Here is a 15535-nt window from a genome sequence, read left to right as displayed (position 1 = left end):
CAGGAGATCAGATGCTTTCATCTCTTATCGACCATCCGGCTACGGATACGGAATTGACCAATTCGGTCGCCTTAGCCATTCGCATGCGAACACTGGTCGATCTGGTTCAGGAAAACGACGTGTCAGTCCGGCTTGGGAACGCCCTGACTGTGGCAGACAAGGCCGGAAATTTGCCCTACCCGACGATCGGCGACTACCTCGATGCAGGGTCCCTGGCCCAGACTAGAATGCTGCATGACGTGCGAAATTTAGGACGCAAGAGCGCGCAAGAACTAGAGGCGTTAATCCAAGCCGAGTGTGCGTCTTGTGGCATTGATCCTTCAAGCCGAACACGGACTTCAGCTGCCGCTAGTGAATCCGAGAGATCGGACCTCATCAGCCTTTTTGACGGCGACACGATTGGCGCAATCGCCAGCGAAGAGGTCCTGTCGACACGGCTCGAATCCGTCCTCTCTCGGCCGCCTTTCAAGGACATGGCGTTTCCGGACGCCATGGAGAATTTCTTGAATACCACCCATAGGATCGCGCAGACGCGAAATTGTGGGCGTAAGTCGGTCAAGGAATTCCGCCGGATGTGCGAACGGCACATTCATCGGCGGCTCACTGAGGAAGGCATTGCCGGACAGGAACGGTTGATATCGCTAATAATCGACAAGGAAGGCGGTGCTGACGAACATAGCCTGAACACAGCGCCTGACACCCTTGTTTTGGGCCAGCAGGTCACTCCAAAACATGAGCGCCTGGCTGACCGCCTTGAATGGCTCTTGTCACAACTCGACCTGCGTGCATCCGTAATTCTCAAACGACGCAATGGAATTGGGCAAGTAGGCAGAGAAACGTTGGAGGAAATTGGCGCCGACTACGGTGTGACCCGAGAGCGAATTCGCCAAATCGAAGCGAAATCATTGCGTAAATTGCGAACGCAGATTCGGCGTAACCCTATCGAGCTGCTGCTCCAGCAGGAGGGGCCGGGGCAGTGGCTAAAGATTGCTCAAGGCGCGCCCCTACTCACCAGAGCTCAGCTGTCCTCCCGTCGTCGCAATGTCGATGCTTATGTGACATTGGCGTTGGACATCTTCAGCATCGCGCTCGACCGGTGGATTGACAGTATCGCCCTGCCGCTGCCCGAAGGCTGGCTTCATCCCCTGGGTGACGCATCATTGGTCGAAGCGGTGGCGATGGACCTGCAACAGAAGATTGCTCGCTCTATGCTCCCACAAACATTGAGCGCTTTGACGAACGCAAATCTTGAAGATGCGATGGCGGCATGTGAACTTGTCCTTGGGAACCCCGTTCGGCTTGGTTATGTAATGCCACCGCGCGTCGGAGTTCGCTTGACACGCTTGATTGGCCTACACACGCTCCTTGCTGCCGCAGGTCAAGCACGGCCCGTCGAGGACTTGCTGCCGGCCTATCATGCTCATTTTGCAAATGATCTTTGCTGCGAGCGTGATGCAGAGATCGTCATGAGCGCCGCGTCGCATCTGTTTCTGGAGATCGAAGAGGGTAGCTGGTTGGCAATCGGCACTGCCGGCACGACGCTGAAAAGCCTAGCACCAGCCGAACGGGCCGAGCAACCTCAACAAGAAGAACCGGGGACGATCGCACACGCGCTGCAGGTGGCTCTCCGAGCCCGCGGTCCCACAAGACTGGGAGAACTGCTCGACGGAGCCGAGACTATTCTTCCAGAGGGTCGATCTGCCAATAGCATAGGGCCTATTCTGATTACCCGTCGCGAACTTTTCATCCGTGTCCTGCCCGGCACCTATGGATTGCCCGAGCACGTTTCAAGTGCTGAATATCTCCCAGATGATTTGCCGATCCTTTTCAATGATAATCAGGCTCGCCTCTATGCTCTTGCCCGATATGCTGGAGAGCCTCGGACGATTTTTCCATTTTGGACCCCGACGGCGGAGTTCAAACTATGTCGGTGGGCTCGCCATTCCGGCGATGCAGACGTCTTTAACTCGCTCCTCTCTGTAGCTGATCCCGACGACTGGCCGGTCGTTTCGGCTGAGCGCGCAAATTGGCAGCGTCTCAAGTATCAGCATGGTCGTTTCGCGATTGGAATGACGCTTCGGCGCGATGCCGCGTACGAGCTGCCGCCCTTGGAGCGGGTCCTCGCGGCCTGCGTATATGCGCAGAGTCAAGGTGGGCTGAATTGGATTGCTGCAAATCGGCTATCGGGTCGCCGCATCGACTCTCACGCAGGCGCTGGCTTCGTGGCTCTGCTGGTTTGCTTAGGTGTCCTGGAGGAACCAGACGGACAGGGCTATCTATGGCAAATGCGGCACACTGCTACTTCCAATCTCGATGTCGTGCGCCGTCAGCTGACACAGGAACTGGCGAATACGGGAGAGCTTGACTGGAGCCGCGGCGCCGGCTTGCAACTCGCACGGCAAGTCTCTCATGCGAAACCCGATCCAAGAAGTTGGATCAGCCACTCTGCTGTCGTTGCGATGCTCGAGCAACAGCCTGAGACCGTCGTAGACGAGACACGTGATGATCCCTTCGAGTGGCTGATGGCAGAGCGCCGTCGGTCCCGTGAAGCCCGGCAAAGAGAGGCTAATCTGCAATGGCTGCTTGCGGAATGAGGTCCCCCGGGCTTGCAGGGGCTTTGCGGATATGAACGCGCCAAGCGTCCCCGAACTCAAGTCTCACTACCGCAGTGGAAAAGACGACTTGGCCGCTGATTTTTTTCGACCATGCCTGCGGCTGGCCACCCTTTATCGCCGAGCTGTTGGATACTTCTCCACCTCCGCACTTTTAAGTTGGACTGACTCGCTGACGCGGGTAGCGGTCGACGGCGAATTGGTTGTTCATATGGTTGCCTCTCCGGAGCTTTCCTCGGCGGACGCCGCGACCTTGAGGGCGCTCGACATTCCAGAAAGAGTGGCGCAGTATCAAGCCATTATCGTCGAGCGGATCCTCGACGAGATTATTGCCCTCCTCGGCGACCCGGCGGATTCAGGTCGCCTCGCCCATGTCTTCACCTGGCTCGTGGCAAACGACCGTCTTCTCATAAAATTCGCCTTTCCAGAACACGTCCCCCTGCCGGGCATCTTTCATGAGAAGATTGGCGTTTTCGATTTCCCAAACGGCTCTCAAGTCGCTTTCACGGGTTCTGCCAATGAAACCCGCAGCGGTCATAGCAGGAATTACGAGTCGATTGACGTTTACCGGTCGTGGGTGCCGGGGGAGGAAGAGCGGGTCGCTACAAAGGCGGAACAGTTCGACGAGGCGTGGAACAACAAGGCTTCAGGTCTTGATGTTTTAACGCCATCGACCGCGGTGCTCAGCCGACTGCGGGAGCGAGCACCTCGCCACAGAACACCCGTGGCGGAAGAACAGCCGAAGCCGGGTCCAGAGCCCGACAAACGGTGGCTACATCAGGACGAAGCAGTGGCAGCGTTTCTGGAAGGCGGCACCGGGATTCTGGAAATGGCAACCGGTACAGGCAAAACTCGCACGGCGCTGAAAATCCTGTCGTCATTGATTGCCTCAAAATCGATCGACGGCGCGATTGTTGCGATGGATGGGACCGACCTCCTGGATCAATGGGCAGACGAGCTTGAACAATGGAACCTCGCGGGCGGACCTCGCTGGCTCATCTACCGACACTACGAACGCTATCATGAGCTCGGCGAGTTCGCGCTCGACCCACATCATGCGTTAATTGTCATATCGCGCGGCCAACTTCGAAAACTTATCGACAGGCTTTCAGGTGCCGCAAAAGCGCGAATGATGATCATTCACGACGAGGTCCATGGTTTGGGAACACCAAGTCTGGTCGACGCTCTTCGCGGACGTCATGAGGCTTTTCCCTACAGAGCGGGTCTCAGCGCCACGCCCGACCGCGCCTATGACCAGGATGGCAATGCGTTCATTGGGACTGAACTCGGTCCTGTTCTGTACCAGTTTCCGCTCGAAAAGGCGATCTCACGCGGTGTGCTGAGTGAATTCGATTATCTGCCGCTGTCCTACGATCTGACGCTCGGGGATCGCGATCGACTTCAAGCTATCTATTCCAAGAAGGCGGCACGTCTGGCCGACGGCAACCCTATGAGCAACGAGGAAATCTGGACCGACATTGCAAAGGTCTATAAGACGGCCGAAATGAAGCCAACAATCTTCGAGGATTATCTCAAGGCAAATCCATCCGTTCTCGACCGATGTATCCTGTTCGTTGAAACGAAGGAATATGGAGCTCGCATCCTTGAGATGCTGCACCACCACACTCACCTCTACCGAACCTACTATGCCGAGGACGATCGTGACCATCTTGTCGCCTTCGCTCGAGGAGAGATCGATTGCCTCATTACATGCCATCGGATCTCCCAGGGAATAGATATCCGATCGCTAAATACAGTTGTGTTGTTTGCATCGGCGCGTGCCAAACTGGAGACGATTCAGCGAATTGGCCGCTGTCTTCGGATTGATCCTTTGCATCCGGACAAACGTGCGCTGGTAGTTGATTTCGTTAGACCCGCCAGTCCAACGGACACGATCCCAAACGCTGATCAGGAGCGTTGTGCTTGGCTTACAGCATTATCTTCAGTTCGAAAGGGAGATGAACATGGCGCTTGATCCCGCACTCGAAGAGGCCCTTCAGGCTGCAATCACCGCTGCCGATCAGCCCAATGCGGTGGCTCAACGACTGACAGCGTGGCTCAAATCTTTGAGTGATGGCGAAGGCAGTGAGGATCAAAACTTGCAGTTCTATGAGAATGTTTTTGAGGCGATAAAGGTTAAGGATACCGATGATGCGGATTAGCCTTAGCGGGTGGGCCAGCGTTGGGCTGCGATGCCCCGATGTTGAAGTGAATTTAGCCGGGCAGTCGGGAACACCAGCAAAAGTCGCTTTGGTTCAGATGCCCAACGGTACGGGCAAGACCACGACCCTTGAACTTATCAGAGCCACCCTAACCGGTGCTGCCGTAGAATGGAAACCGTCCGAGATCCGTGACTTGCGACGGCCTGGCGATGACAGCGACGTTGGTCAGTTCCGTGTCTCCTTGCTGATGGATAAGCGCCCCTTAACGATCGAGCTTATCTTGGATTTTGACAATGGAACGGCATCATATCGTACCACAACTCCGGGAAGCGGAGGTGTCGTCAGCCGATGGCAACCGCCAACGTCCATGTTTAAATTTCTCACGCCCGATTTCTTGCACCTTTTCATCTTTGACGGCGAGTTTGCCGACAAGTTGTTGAAGCAGGATGCTGGACGCGCCGATGAGGCAATCAGTGCGCTCTGTCAACTGGACCTCCTTGAGGTTGTCAGTCGAACGGCGGAATCCGAGTGGAAGCGGCGTACCAGTCAAGGCGGGCCCAAAACAGCAGCCGGGCTGGCAAAACTGAACAGTCGCCGCGACACTCTGCTTAAGCGCAAGGCTGATCTTGAGACGGCGCGCGAACGTGCCCAGCGCAAAATAGATGAAGGGTCCACCATAGCGGCCGAGCTTTCTAAAAAAATAGCTGAACGGCTCAGCAGCGTCGAAACAACTCAGGTTCAACATAACGAGGCCCAACTGGCCCTGCAGGGCGCGAATGGGGCAGTCAGTAAGACGTCCGGTGAGGTTATGACGCTGCTGCGCATGCCGCTCGCCGTTCATCCAAAATTCTCAGAGAGTCTCATTGAGCTCAAGGAGAATCTCGATCATCTGAAGCTTCCTGAAAACACCTCCGCGCAGTTCTTCGCAGACCTCGTGCAGGAGCCCGATTGCATTTGCGGCCGTCCCATGAGCGATGTCGCTCGCGACGAGATCTTGAAGCGCGCCAAGGGGTATCTCGACATAGAGGAATCTGGAACCATCAACGCGCTCAAGCATGACATCAGCGTCTTTGTGGCTGCGCCGGGCGAGGAGCCTGCTCACAAGCAACTCGAGAGAGTGCTCGTTGATCTTGCCTCGGCCCGCAGACAGCAACGTGACGCAGCCCAGACTTTGCGGGCCTTGACGAAAAAGCTGATTGATGCCGGAGACGAGCAACTGAAAGGTTGGCAAGAAGCTCTTGCTAACCTTGAAGATGAGCTCATCCGATGCAAGCAAGTGCTGCAAGACATCGATGCGCCGACAGAACAAGATACAGGCGGGCCGATCACTTCCATCAAGCTCGTCGACAGAAAATTGAAGGAGGTTGGTCAAGCGATAGCTGAATTGACCCAAACCGTGGAGCTAAAGGGCAAAAATGATGTTCTTGAGGCCATTCTCAAACGTGCATCAGTTTTGGCGCGTGACAAGATTCGAGCCGAGCTCGTCAGGGACTCTAACAAAAGGCTGGAGGTGGTGCTTGCGAATGATCCGCTTCGGATCGATCGCATCGACAGGTCGCTTCATCTTGCCAACCAATCTGGCGCAAGTGTCGGACAGAAACTGTCCGTGGGTTACACTTTCTTGATGAGTGCCCTCAATCGGGGAAACAATGATTTCCCACTCGTCGTCGATAGCCCTGCACACTCGATTGACGAGGGCGTGAGACGAAATATTGGAAAACTGATCCCGGAACTGTGCACGCAGTTTGTCGGTTTCACTATTAATACGGAGCGGGCGGGATTCGTTCAAGCGCTCGAGAAAGCTTGTGACGATTGCCTTTTCCTGACTATTTTCCGCCGGACAGCGGGTACGAAGCGCCTGGAGCGCGCCCTACCATTGGCTGGAGTGACCAAAACCGATAACGCGTTTATGGTCAACGATCGCAACTACTTTATGTCTTTCGACGTCACAGATGAACAGGACTTGTAATGGCTCGCTTCCGCATTCGAAATGACGCTCGAGCTTGGTTCAACCAGATCGCGGACTTCGAACATTTCAAAGTTGATTTTGATCAATATTATTTGTGCTTGATGGCGGGCTTCGCCAGTGGGCGCAGCAATGAGAATGCTCCCACGACAGAGATGGTTGATCATTTCGTCGAGGAATATAAGCCAGCTAGTCGCTTCTTGATTGGACTGCTGGTGATTGCAGAACTTAGGAAAAGCGGAATAGACGTCACGGAACGGACCGCCGTCCGCACTTTATTCAAGCGCCTTGTGAACCCACATAGTCCCAACCAACTTACGGACGAAGGAATGCGTCGAATGAACGCCTACTCAAGCGGGGGCTACGACTATTTATCTGAGCAGCGCGAAACCAAGCCGTACTCAGGTGAGGAGTTTCTCCGAGACTATGTACAGCTTATCGATCAGGCGGTGGCGCCCATTGACCGCTTGCCAGCGAGTTCACAGCCGTCTTGAGATACCAAGAGATGAGATAGGCGACCCGTCGGCGTGCCAGCGAAAGCCGGGGCTGGCGGCGTCCAGCCTGCTACTCTATTATCGTTGTCGCCGAAGTGAGCCCGCTCCAGGGATCTCCTTCGGCATGACGCTTGTTCACCTGTGATGCAGATGGCAAGTGATCGAGTTAATTCGCAAGTCCAATTTGCTCCTCGATTGCCCGACGAATGATGCTGCGGCCCGATCCCGACGCATTGCGGTACTTATCCTCGCTGAAATTCAATCCGCGTGCTGGCTGTAGAATTGATCGGAAGTACTCGACCGAGATGACTTTCCGTTCGTAAGCATCGGGAGCCAAACGACGTAAAATGTCGAAAAGCGCCTGCACGGCCACCGTCTTGAATATGAACGAGTCTGCGGGCGCAGCCGACCAGAATACCTCGTTGCAAGCGACGAGATAATTCAGAACCATGGTGTAGATCACGATGTCCTGACCTGCGAAGTAGGCCGCGCGCAGAGGCGCTCTATCCTGTCTGCGCTCTTGAATGTCGGCGCGCCGCACCTTGGCGGGTGTCTGGAGATCATTCGCGTCCGTCTTTGGGTTGCTCGTGAAGAGTCGCGCAATTCCCTCAACAACAACTGCAGTCGAGACCTTCCACCCGCCGTGACCGGTGAGCGCCGCAAGTTGAGCGTCCTTTTTGGGAGCGATGACGATCCGTCCCTTAAGGGGTGAGGCGTCGTCGCTGCCCAAACGGCGCGTCAGGAACACTGCAAGCTTGTCTGGACTCCAGAAAGACGGATCCTCATCGTCTATGTTGTAGCCGAACATTTCATAGGTCAGGCTCTTATCCACTCGCTTCTGGTTCGAGTTGATAGTGGCAAATATCTGTGCCTGAAACGGCTTCGGCAGGTCGAGATAGATCGCACAGATCATCTCCATCTTAAGTCGCTCAACCACTTTTGCCTTCGCGAAACCGAACAGGCGGTGTTGGCCGTCCACCACGGCAGCGAGCTTGTCTTTGGTTGGGATCACCAGCTCATCGCAACCGTCGTCAGCTACCTCAATGCGCCAGCGTCGGTCGGTCAGACTTGGATTGCCATGGGCGATTTCCAAATTGTCAGCTGGCTTACCTTCTTCTGCATCCTCCGCCGCTTGATCGACCGGATCGTCTTCGGTCATGCCGTCGCTCGGCCGCGAATTCGCCGCCAGGATGATCGAGTTGGGGAACGCCGCGTCGTCCCTGTCGATATATTTGCCGATCTCCTGCAGCCGTTTCTCGCGATATTCACGCTGAATTCCGCCGAGATTGTATGGCCTGCTTGCGTCGTCAGTGTGCTCGGCAGTGAGGACGTCACTGAAGCAGACATCGAGAAGCAGACGAGCCGGCAGTGCTACTACCCAACATTCTGCGAGTTCCTGACGAACGCGGAGGGCCTTGGTTCGATATGGGAACGTGGTCATGCGTCAAAACCTCCAAGGTCGCCACGAAGGGGGCTGTCGGTGCTGCCTCCTAAGGCCGCTTGGTCCAGTGGCTCGTCAAAAAAGTCGGGGTTGTCGGCATTTGCTATCCACCAGAACCAAAGAGATACAAGAGAAGCCAGCGTTCCGATGGATAGCGACAAAGCGGTAGAAAGGTTGCGGTCGAGGATTAACCAAAAACCTACAGCGGCGATGACTGTTGTGCCAACGAACGCGACCGCGCGCAGCGCCTTCAGATACTTCCCCAACACGATCTGGAAGCATGTCGAACCGATCAGCGCCGGAAAAAATGTCGCCATCGCTGTGCGTACGGGCAAAAAATCTGTAGACGATGGCGCCTTTGCCGCGTTGATCAACTCCACCCAGATTCCTAGGCCGCCAATCAAAACTACGCTGCCGAAAAAGAAAAAGACAAAGGTTGCATGCGCCGCCGGTCGCGTGGTGCGACGCCAAACGTCACGGCGGAGTTCACTCCACCCTCCTCCAGCCGCTCCCATATCACCTTTCACCATGAGTCCACATGCCACCATTCCTCACTATCAGTCGCTCGAGCAGTCGCCGGAGGAAGCACGGCCTCAGTGATCGGCAAAGCCAGGGCAGTCAACTCGACTAGGGAGGCATATACACCCCGCTCTTAATTTTAGACTGCAAATCCCATAACCATCAATTTAGATTGAGAGCAATAAGAACAATGTGACCTCCCACTGAAGTTTCATCCAGGGGCGATTAGAGCCTCGGCAGTTATTGCTCCGATCCCATCCTCTGGACCAAAGCAAGGTGAAGTTTCAGGGCCTTTTCACGATGGGGGCTGACGGCGCTATTCTGATTGAGAGACGAGATCGGGACCTTGTGCCCGATCGCACTATGCGGGCGCACCTTGTTGTAGTCTCTGCGCCAATCCTCCAACTTTTCAGCGGCGTCAGCAAGGGCCAGGAACCAATGGGCGTTCAGGCACTCCGCGCTGAAGCGGCCGTTGAAAGCTCGATGTAGGCGCGCCTTTCGCATAGGCCGATAGGTCGAGGTCCCGGGAGACGAACTCGGAGCCTTGGTCAACGCGGACCGTCTTCGGATAGCCGATCTTTGTTTGTAATGCTCGGGCAGATCGACTATCTCAAAAGGAATGCGCAATCGCTCAGTCGGGGATCGGGTCGAGGCCAAAAAGCTGACCTGAACGTGGCGACGGTTCTGCCCGGGACTGTGACTGACCAGCCAGATCCAATGAGGGAACGCATCTGTGCATGCTTGACCGGGTGCGAATGTCAATCCGCTCAAACGGCAGGGACAGAGGGCGGCTGTTGCCGCAGCGCGATCTGCATGAGCCGCCCAGCAGCACATTGTGGTCGAGAGAGCGAGGAAATCTGGATAGGCTGCTCCCCCCAAACGTTGCCGTGCAAACCTGTCGGGCAAGCGAGCTCAGCGGGGCCCTAGTGATGGCCGAAGAAGAGAGTGCAATCGCCACTGCAGTCGAGAGCAGAAGGCGTGAATTCTCGATCGGGCGAGCCTGTGCTAGGGCGGCATTGTCCAGGCTCGGCTTCCCTCCCTGCGCGATCCCAAGTGGACCCCACCGTGAACCAGTTTGGCCACCTGGTGTCGTTGGCAGCATAACACATTGTGCTGAATTCTATGCCGCCGCCGTCGCTCAGCGTGGGGACTATGCTGCGCTTGGAATCGATGCAGAAGTCGACGAGGAATTGCCGTCTGGCGTGTTGGAGCTCGTTTCGGTCGATGAGGAGCGATATTGGCTGGCCAACGCACCCGGGCACCTCAATTGGGACCGGTTGCTCTTCAGTGCTAAGGAAAGCCTCTTTAAGGCATGGTTCCCGCTCACACGTGAATGGCTGGGCTTCGAGGACGCCGTAGTCACCATCATGCCGGATGATGGCACATTTTGTGCTCGCGTTCTCCACACACTCGTGCCGGTCGGCGATCATGCGCGGGAGCTTCGCGGCCGGTTTGTCATCGCAAATGGACTGATACTCACCGCAGTCTTCGTTGCGGCGCCACGGTCAGAAAGGGTATCATCTTCGGCCACCTGATTTGCGCGGTTGCTGCGCCAGAGGGCATTTGCGTCCTGCCCCTTCTTGGATTCCAAACCCGGGCGATACCGTCCAATTTCCGCGAACAGTGCAAGCGGAAATGTGATTATGTTTGAATCACCCAGCCTTAACAGCGCTTTTTCGACAGTGGTCAGCAATGGACATGATCACTGCGCCCGCCAAAAGAGCGGTATTGCAGCCGGGGGCTGCGGGAACCAATCGGGAGGTCGATTAAGACGGCGCATTTCCCGACGCCGTGAGCGCCATCTACGCGCGCGTGGCGACGACAAACCACAGCCGCCCGTGACTTAGCGCACGTAAAGTTGACGCTTGTAGGTGGTTAGGATTTCACACCCGGTGTCGGTTACGCGGACCGTTTCGCTGGTGCCGACATCGGCAAAACCGAACGCCTTGATCATCGACGGGATGTGGAAAACCATGTTGGCTTTGAGCGTTCGCGTCTCTCCCCGCTTAAAAGAGAGGATGTGGCCTTCGCCCCAATCCGGCGGATAGTTGATGCCGATGGAATATCCTGTGCGTTTGAAGCGACCCTCGTAGCCACCATCATTCACGGTTTTCGACCAGATATCCCACACTTCACCAAGCGGGCGATCCGGGCGGATGCCGGCGAGCATGTTCTCTAAAGCCCGGCGCGAGACATCTTCCATTTTCTCGAGTTCGCGGTTGACCGGACTGACGACCGAAGCTCTCATAATGGCGGCACTGTAGCGTCGCACGGTGCCCGAAAGTTCCAGAAATACCGGGTCCCCTTTCTCAATGACGCGACCGGACCATGTCCCGTGCGCATAGCTTGTGCGCACGCCCGAGGTGACAAAAGGTGGATAGCCAGGATATTCGCTCCCCTTGAGCGTCACCACTCGCTGAATCTCGGCCGCGATTTCATTTTCGTTTACCCCGGCTCGAATCTGGTTGATGCCGGCTTCCATGCCCGCCTCCGCAATGCGAGCTGCCTGTCGGATATAATCCAGCTCGGCATCTGACTTCACGACGCGCACCGTTTCCACGATCATTGAGCCGTCCTCGAAGCAAACGTCAGGAAGTAGCGCCTTAAGCGTTTCGTAGTCCGCGATAGAGAAGAACCAAGCCTTTTTCTCGAATCCGATCTTTGACTTCGCGTAGCCCAGATCGCGCAGTGTTTCCGCCAGCAATTCGAGCGGGACTTCGTGGTCCATGTAGCTGGAACTGTCGTCAATCCAGCTGTATGCTCGAACATTCACCTCCTCGATCCCGCGGGTGATGTGAAAGGGCTGCCCCTCAAGAGGAACGAGTAGATACTGTGCGGAAGCGTAGCCAAGCGTGTTGTATCCACTGAGATAAAGCATGTTCTCAGGAATCGTAACGACCAGAAGGTCGAGCTGCCGTGCCGCAATTCCCTTACGGACGGCATTCAGACGCCGTTGATACTCACCTATGGTGAAAGCGAGGTCTTTCTCGACCACGACGCTGTCAATGCCGGAAACTTTCATCGGAGCCCTTTTAGCTAGCCACTCAATTTGCAGAAGCTAGCACCGCTGAAGAGGCGGTCCTCCCCCCGAAAGAGCTCCGAGTTGCAGAAAACCTGCGTTATCGGCGAGCTTGGCGCATGGAACCGTCGCTGCGGCAAAACGGAATGCAAATCCATATTGCACACGCGACTGCTTTTTTGTCGGTAGAAGCCCGTTGTTAGACAGAGACTGAAGTCCACGAGGGAACACTTTTGTCAGCGTTACCAAACCAAGCGACGGTAAGACAACCAGGACCGCCGGCAGCTAGGCTCGCTCCACGTCAATCGGGACAGCCAATGACGATTTTGTGCGGTCCATCACGACCATTGTGCTGAACCCGCGTACGTCATTGTTTTCGTAGAAGAAGCGGCGGGTAAATGCGTCGTACTCCTGAAGATCCTTGACCGAGATGATCAGCATGAAGTCGGCGTTCCCAGTCACAAAGTAGGCGCTCATGATTTCAGGGGTCCGCCGTATCGCCTGTTTGAAGCGGTCAATTATGTCTGCGCGGTCGCGCTCCAGATCGATTGACACCAGCATCATTAAAGGGCGGCCGATAGCTTCAGGCGAAACCAGCGAAACGTCGCCTTCAATCACCTTATCATCGCGTAGTCGCTTGACCCTCCGCTGGCATGCCGTCGGAGAAATGCCGGCCACCGCGCCCAGTTCATCCATCGTCAGCTTGTTATTGAGCTGGAGAGCGTTGAGGATTTTACGATCGATGCGGTCAAGTTCCATCGGCAAACTCCAAAGGAGAGACGGTTTGTGCACTAAAAATGCGTCTGAGCGGCTATCTTAGCTAAAATACGGCGAGCCCGAAAGTCTAAAATCTGGGCGTCAGGCGTATTAGCGCCCGATCGACCTCTTGCTAACGGATCGAATCCTTGGACCAAAGCTTTCACCGATACACGCGGCCGTTGCCTATTGAAGAAGCCCGACGCGAATTCCCCGCGACCTCGGACTTCATCTACATGGACGTCGCCAACCAGGGTCTTATCTCGAAGACCACCCGTACCTCGTTTGACGCCCATCTCGACTTGCGTCTCGCCGGTGTCAACGATGAGCATCCCCAACTGCACAATGTTGAGCTCACGCGTGGTCGGTTTGCCGCGTTTATTGGCGCTGCCAGCGACGAAGTCGCAATCACCAAAAACGCGTCTGAGGGCATCAATATCATCGCCAATGCGATCGAGTGGAAGGCGGGCGACAATGTCGTCCTGTGCCCGAAGCTCGAACACGCGAACAATATTTTGCCCTGGCTGCACATAAAGGCCCGGCATGGCGTTGAGGTCCGTACCATAGAGCCGGAAAACGGCATGCTGCCGGTGGCAGCTGTCACCAAAGCAGTCGATGAGCGAACTCGCGTCGTTGCACTGGCGACTGTCACGATGGTCCCCGGCTTCCGAACGGAAACCGCGCGCATTGCCGAGGCTTGCAGGAGTAAAGGCGCCTTCCTTTTGGCTGACGGGACCCAGTCCGTCGGCATCCTTGCTACGGACGTGGGTGCATTGGGTGTGGATGGGCTGGCGGTGTCGACCGTCAAGGGGTTGATGGGACTTTACGGCTCGGGTTTCCTTTACTGCCGCCGGGAATGGGCCGAGAGGCTGACGCCGGCCTACCTTGGCCGCTTTAGCGTCGATCTGGGTGATGCGCCGGAATCCGCACCGATCGAAGAAGTCTTCAAAATGCGGACCGGCGCGGCGCGCTTCGATGTTGGGCATTACAATTTTCCAGGCCTGATCGCAGCCGATGCATCTATCAGGCAACTCAGCAATTTCGGTATAGCGTCAATCGACCGAAGCGTCCGCGAATTGGCAGCAAAGCTCGCGGCCGGTCTCCACGATCTCGGTTTGCCCGTAGCTGGCGGTCGTCCTGGAACCCATACCGGAAGCATCGTGGCGCTTGGAGATATGTCCGGCCTCGGGGGCGCAGCGTCCGACATCAACATTGGGTCGCTGCAGGCCTACCTCGCCGAGAGGAAGGTCATTGTTTCCGCGCGCCGTGGAATGCTGCGTTTCTCGCTGCATCTCTACAACACGGCTGACGAGGTCGATCACGTCATCGACCTCGCTCGGCGATGGAAAAAAGCCGCGGCGTAACCGGCGGTCTGCACAGATAGGAGCCACTTATGTCGTCCGCAAATCCAGAGCTGGTCACGCTAGTCCAAGACCTGACCAGAATCGAGAGCATCAACCCCTCGCTCGCGGCCACCGGAAGCGGCGAAATGGAAGTGGCCCGCTACCTTGAGAAGTACTGCCGGGAGCGTGACCTCCCTTTCGAAGTGCAGGACGTGAAGGACGGGCGCCCGAATTTCATAGCTTGGGTGCCGGGGCAGGACCCCAACCGGCGCATCCTCTTCATCGCGCATACAGATACGGTTCCCGTCGATAAATGGGACTCAGACCCGTTTTCCGGAGAGGTGCGCGACGGTCGGATCTATGGTCGCGGGAGTTGTGACACGAAAGGGTCGCTGGCAACCATGCTTACGGCGCTCAGCACTTTGCGCGAGCGCAAGCCCAAGGCTACGATCGTGCTGGTCGCTAGTATCGACGAAGAGTTTAGAAAAGTTGGCGCACGCGCGGTGGCGGATTCCGGCGTTGCCTACGAGGCTGCGGTTGTGGGCGAACCCACCAACCTCGAACTCGTGGTCGCCCACAAAGGGTCGGTACGCTGGCAGATTGAAGTCGAAGGCATTCCAGTTCACTCGTCACGGCCTCATCTCGGGGTCAACGCGATTACCGGCATGGCCAAGATTGTGCTGGCGCTGGACGAACACAACAAGGTCCTTAGCGAACGCCAGAATGTCCTGGTGGGGCCCCCTGCCCTGACCGTTAGCCTCATCGAAGGAGGAATCGAACTGACAACGGTTCCACCAGCGTGCCGCATCTGGATTGACCGCAGATTGACTCCGGGCGAAGCGCCGCAGCAAGCATTGCAGGAAGTCGAAAACATCTTCGATGGATATCGAAACGGGCCGGACAAAATCAAGGTTCGCTCAATCCTGCCCGCGCTCGAGGATCCGGCCCCACCTAGCGCCGAAGGAAGTCGGATCGCGATGGTCGCAGCCGAAGCATGCGCGAGGGTCGCGGGAACGGGCAGCTATATCGGAGCACCTTGGGGCACGGATGCGAGCCAGTTGGACGGCATCCCCTGTGTTGTCATAGGCCCCGGCAGCATGGCGCAGGCTCACACGAGTAACGAGTTCATTGAGATCAATCAGCTCGATATGGCTGTGGAAATCTACCAGCAGATCATGCTGAACTTCTGAGCACTTCATTCGGAAACGCTTGGTGAATTTCAC

General features: G+C 56.4%; 12 protein-coding genes and 1 pseudogene. 8 read left to right on the top strand and 5 right to left on the bottom strand.

The genetic code is table 11. The features are described 5' to 3' along the window. The first annotated feature begins 11 nt into the window (after positions 1 to 11). Genes AC0L3O_RS27745 through AC0L3O_RS27725 form a run of 5 tightly spaced genes read left to right on the top strand, consistent with a single transcriptional unit; the run spans position 12 to position 7234 of the window. On the top strand, positions 12 to 2594 hold the full coding sequence (locus AC0L3O_RS27745) for a sigma factor-like helix-turn-helix DNA-binding protein (protein ID WP_473617211.1): 2583 nt from the start codon (positions 12 to 14) through the stop codon (positions 2592 to 2594). A gap of 31 nt (positions 2595 to 2625) precedes the next feature. Further along, the gene (locus AC0L3O_RS27740; protein ID WP_473617210.1) at positions 2626 to 4587 is read left to right on the top strand and encodes a DEAD/DEAH box helicase family protein; all 1962 of its coding nucleotides are present in this window, start codon (positions 2626 to 2628) and stop codon (positions 4585 to 4587) included. Continuing rightward, a complete protein-coding gene (locus AC0L3O_RS27735; RefSeq protein WP_473617208.1) occupies positions 4577 to 4774 on the top strand; it encodes a CxC ATPase DNA modification system associated small protein in 198 nt (65 codons plus the stop codon). Before AC0L3O_RS27740 ends, AC0L3O_RS27735 begins: the two co-directional genes overlap by 11 nt. Continuing rightward, a complete protein-coding gene (locus tag AC0L3O_RS27730) occupies positions 4764 to 6743 on the top strand; it encodes a hypothetical protein (RefSeq protein WP_473617207.1) in 1980 nt (659 codons plus the stop codon). Before AC0L3O_RS27735 ends, AC0L3O_RS27730 begins: the two co-directional genes overlap by 11 nt. Beyond that, positions 6743 to 7234: a hypothetical protein gene (locus tag AC0L3O_RS27725; RefSeq protein ID WP_473617206.1), complete on the top strand. Its 492-nt coding sequence runs from the start codon at positions 6743 to 6745 to the stop codon at positions 7232 to 7234. The genes AC0L3O_RS27730 and AC0L3O_RS27725 overlap by 1 nt, the downstream gene beginning before the upstream one ends. 166 nt (positions 7235 to 7400) lie before the next feature. On the opposite strand, the gene AC0L3O_RS27720 is transcribed toward AC0L3O_RS27725, so the two are convergent. The 3 genes and pseudogenes from AC0L3O_RS27720 to AC0L3O_RS27710 form a co-directional block, all read right to left on the bottom strand. Beyond that, entirely contained in the window at positions 7401 to 8675 is a 1275-nt protein-coding gene (locus tag AC0L3O_RS27720; protein WP_473617204.1) for a DGQHR domain-containing protein, read from the bottom strand. Next, entirely contained in the window at positions 8672 to 9205 is a 534-nt protein-coding gene (locus tag AC0L3O_RS27715) for a hypothetical protein (RefSeq protein ID WP_473617203.1), read from the bottom strand. The genes AC0L3O_RS27720 and AC0L3O_RS27715 overlap by 4 nt, the downstream gene beginning before the upstream one ends. 229 nt (positions 9206 to 9434) lie before the next feature. Further along, positions 9435 to 9774 (bottom strand): annotated as a pseudogene (locus AC0L3O_RS27710) (integrase core domain-containing protein); the annotation flags it as partial. A gap of 349 nt (positions 9775 to 10123) precedes the next feature. Between AC0L3O_RS27710 and AC0L3O_RS27705 the strand changes: the two are divergent. Then, positions 10124 to 10729 carry a 4'-phosphopantetheinyl transferase family protein gene (locus AC0L3O_RS27705; protein WP_473617201.1) on the top strand — a complete coding sequence of 202 codons (606 nt, stop codon included), beginning with the start codon at positions 10124 to 10126 and terminating at the stop codon, positions 10727 to 10729. A gap of 308 nt (positions 10730 to 11037) precedes the next feature. On the opposite strand, the gene AC0L3O_RS27700 is transcribed toward AC0L3O_RS27705, so the two are convergent. Together AC0L3O_RS27700 and AC0L3O_RS27695 are read right to left on the bottom strand one after the other, a co-directional pair. Continuing rightward, entirely contained in the window at positions 11038 to 12216 is a 1179-nt protein-coding gene (locus AC0L3O_RS27700; protein WP_473617200.1) for a M24 family metallopeptidase, read from the bottom strand. Positions 12217 to 12498: 282 nt separating this feature from the next. Further along, a complete protein-coding gene (locus tag AC0L3O_RS27695) occupies positions 12499 to 12972 on the bottom strand; it encodes an Lrp/AsnC family transcriptional regulator (protein WP_008878117.1) in 474 nt (157 codons plus the stop codon). A 146-nt stretch (positions 12973 to 13118) separates the two neighbouring features. On the opposite strand from AC0L3O_RS27695, the gene AC0L3O_RS27690 reads away from it, so the two are divergent. Together AC0L3O_RS27690 and AC0L3O_RS27685 are read left to right on the top strand one after the other, a co-directional pair. Next, positions 13119 to 14333, top strand: a complete 1215-nt coding sequence (locus AC0L3O_RS27690; RefSeq protein ID WP_473617198.1) for an aminotransferase class V-fold PLP-dependent enzyme — start codon at positions 13119 to 13121, stop codon at positions 14331 to 14333. A gap of 29 nt (positions 14334 to 14362) precedes the next feature. After that, entirely contained in the window at positions 14363 to 15502 is a 1140-nt protein-coding gene (locus AC0L3O_RS27685) for a M20 family metallopeptidase (RefSeq protein WP_473617197.1), read from the top strand. Positions 15503 to 15535: the final 33 nt, after the last annotated feature.

Source organism: Mesorhizobium sp. WSM4810 (assembly GCF_055811235.1).
Note: the sequence above shows the minus strand (reverse complement) of the source record. Positions and strands in the feature narration are given on the sequence as shown.

Coding starts and splice junctions, on each gene's coding strand:
- AC0L3O_RS27745 (WP_473617211.1), top strand. CDS start 12: ATGCTTTCATCTCTTATCGACCATCCGGCTACGGATACGGAATTGACC.
- AC0L3O_RS27740 (WP_473617210.1), top strand. CDS start 2,626: ATGAACGCGCCAAGCGTCCCCGAACTCAAGTCTCACTACCGCAGTGGA.
- AC0L3O_RS27735 (WP_473617208.1), top strand. CDS start 4,577: ATGGCGCTTGATCCCGCACTCGAAGAGGCCCTTCAGGCTGCAATCACC.
- AC0L3O_RS27730 (WP_473617207.1), top strand. CDS start 4,764: ATGCGGATTAGCCTTAGCGGGTGGGCCAGCGTTGGGCTGCGATGCCCC.
- AC0L3O_RS27725 (WP_473617206.1), top strand. CDS start 6,743: ATGGCTCGCTTCCGCATTCGAAATGACGCTCGAGCTTGGTTCAACCAG.
- AC0L3O_RS27720 (WP_473617204.1), bottom strand. CDS start 8,675: ATGACCACGTTCCCATATCGAACCAAGGCCCTCCGCGTTCGTCAGGAA.
- AC0L3O_RS27715 (WP_473617203.1), bottom strand. CDS start 9,205: ATGGTGAAAGGTGATATGGGAGCGGCTGGAGGAGGGTGGAGTGAACTC.
- AC0L3O_RS27705 (WP_473617201.1), top strand. CDS start 10,124: ATGGCCGAAGAAGAGAGTGCAATCGCCACTGCAGTCGAGAGCAGAAGG.
- AC0L3O_RS27700 (WP_473617200.1), bottom strand. CDS start 12,216: ATGAAAGTTTCCGGCATTGACAGCGTCGTGGTCGAGAAAGACCTCGCT.
- AC0L3O_RS27695 (WP_008878117.1), bottom strand. CDS start 12,972: ATGGAACTTGACCGCATCGATCGTAAAATCCTCAACGCTCTCCAGCTC.
- AC0L3O_RS27685 (WP_473617197.1), top strand. CDS start 14,363: ATGTCGTCCGCAAATCCAGAGCTGGTCACGCTAGTCCAAGACCTGACC.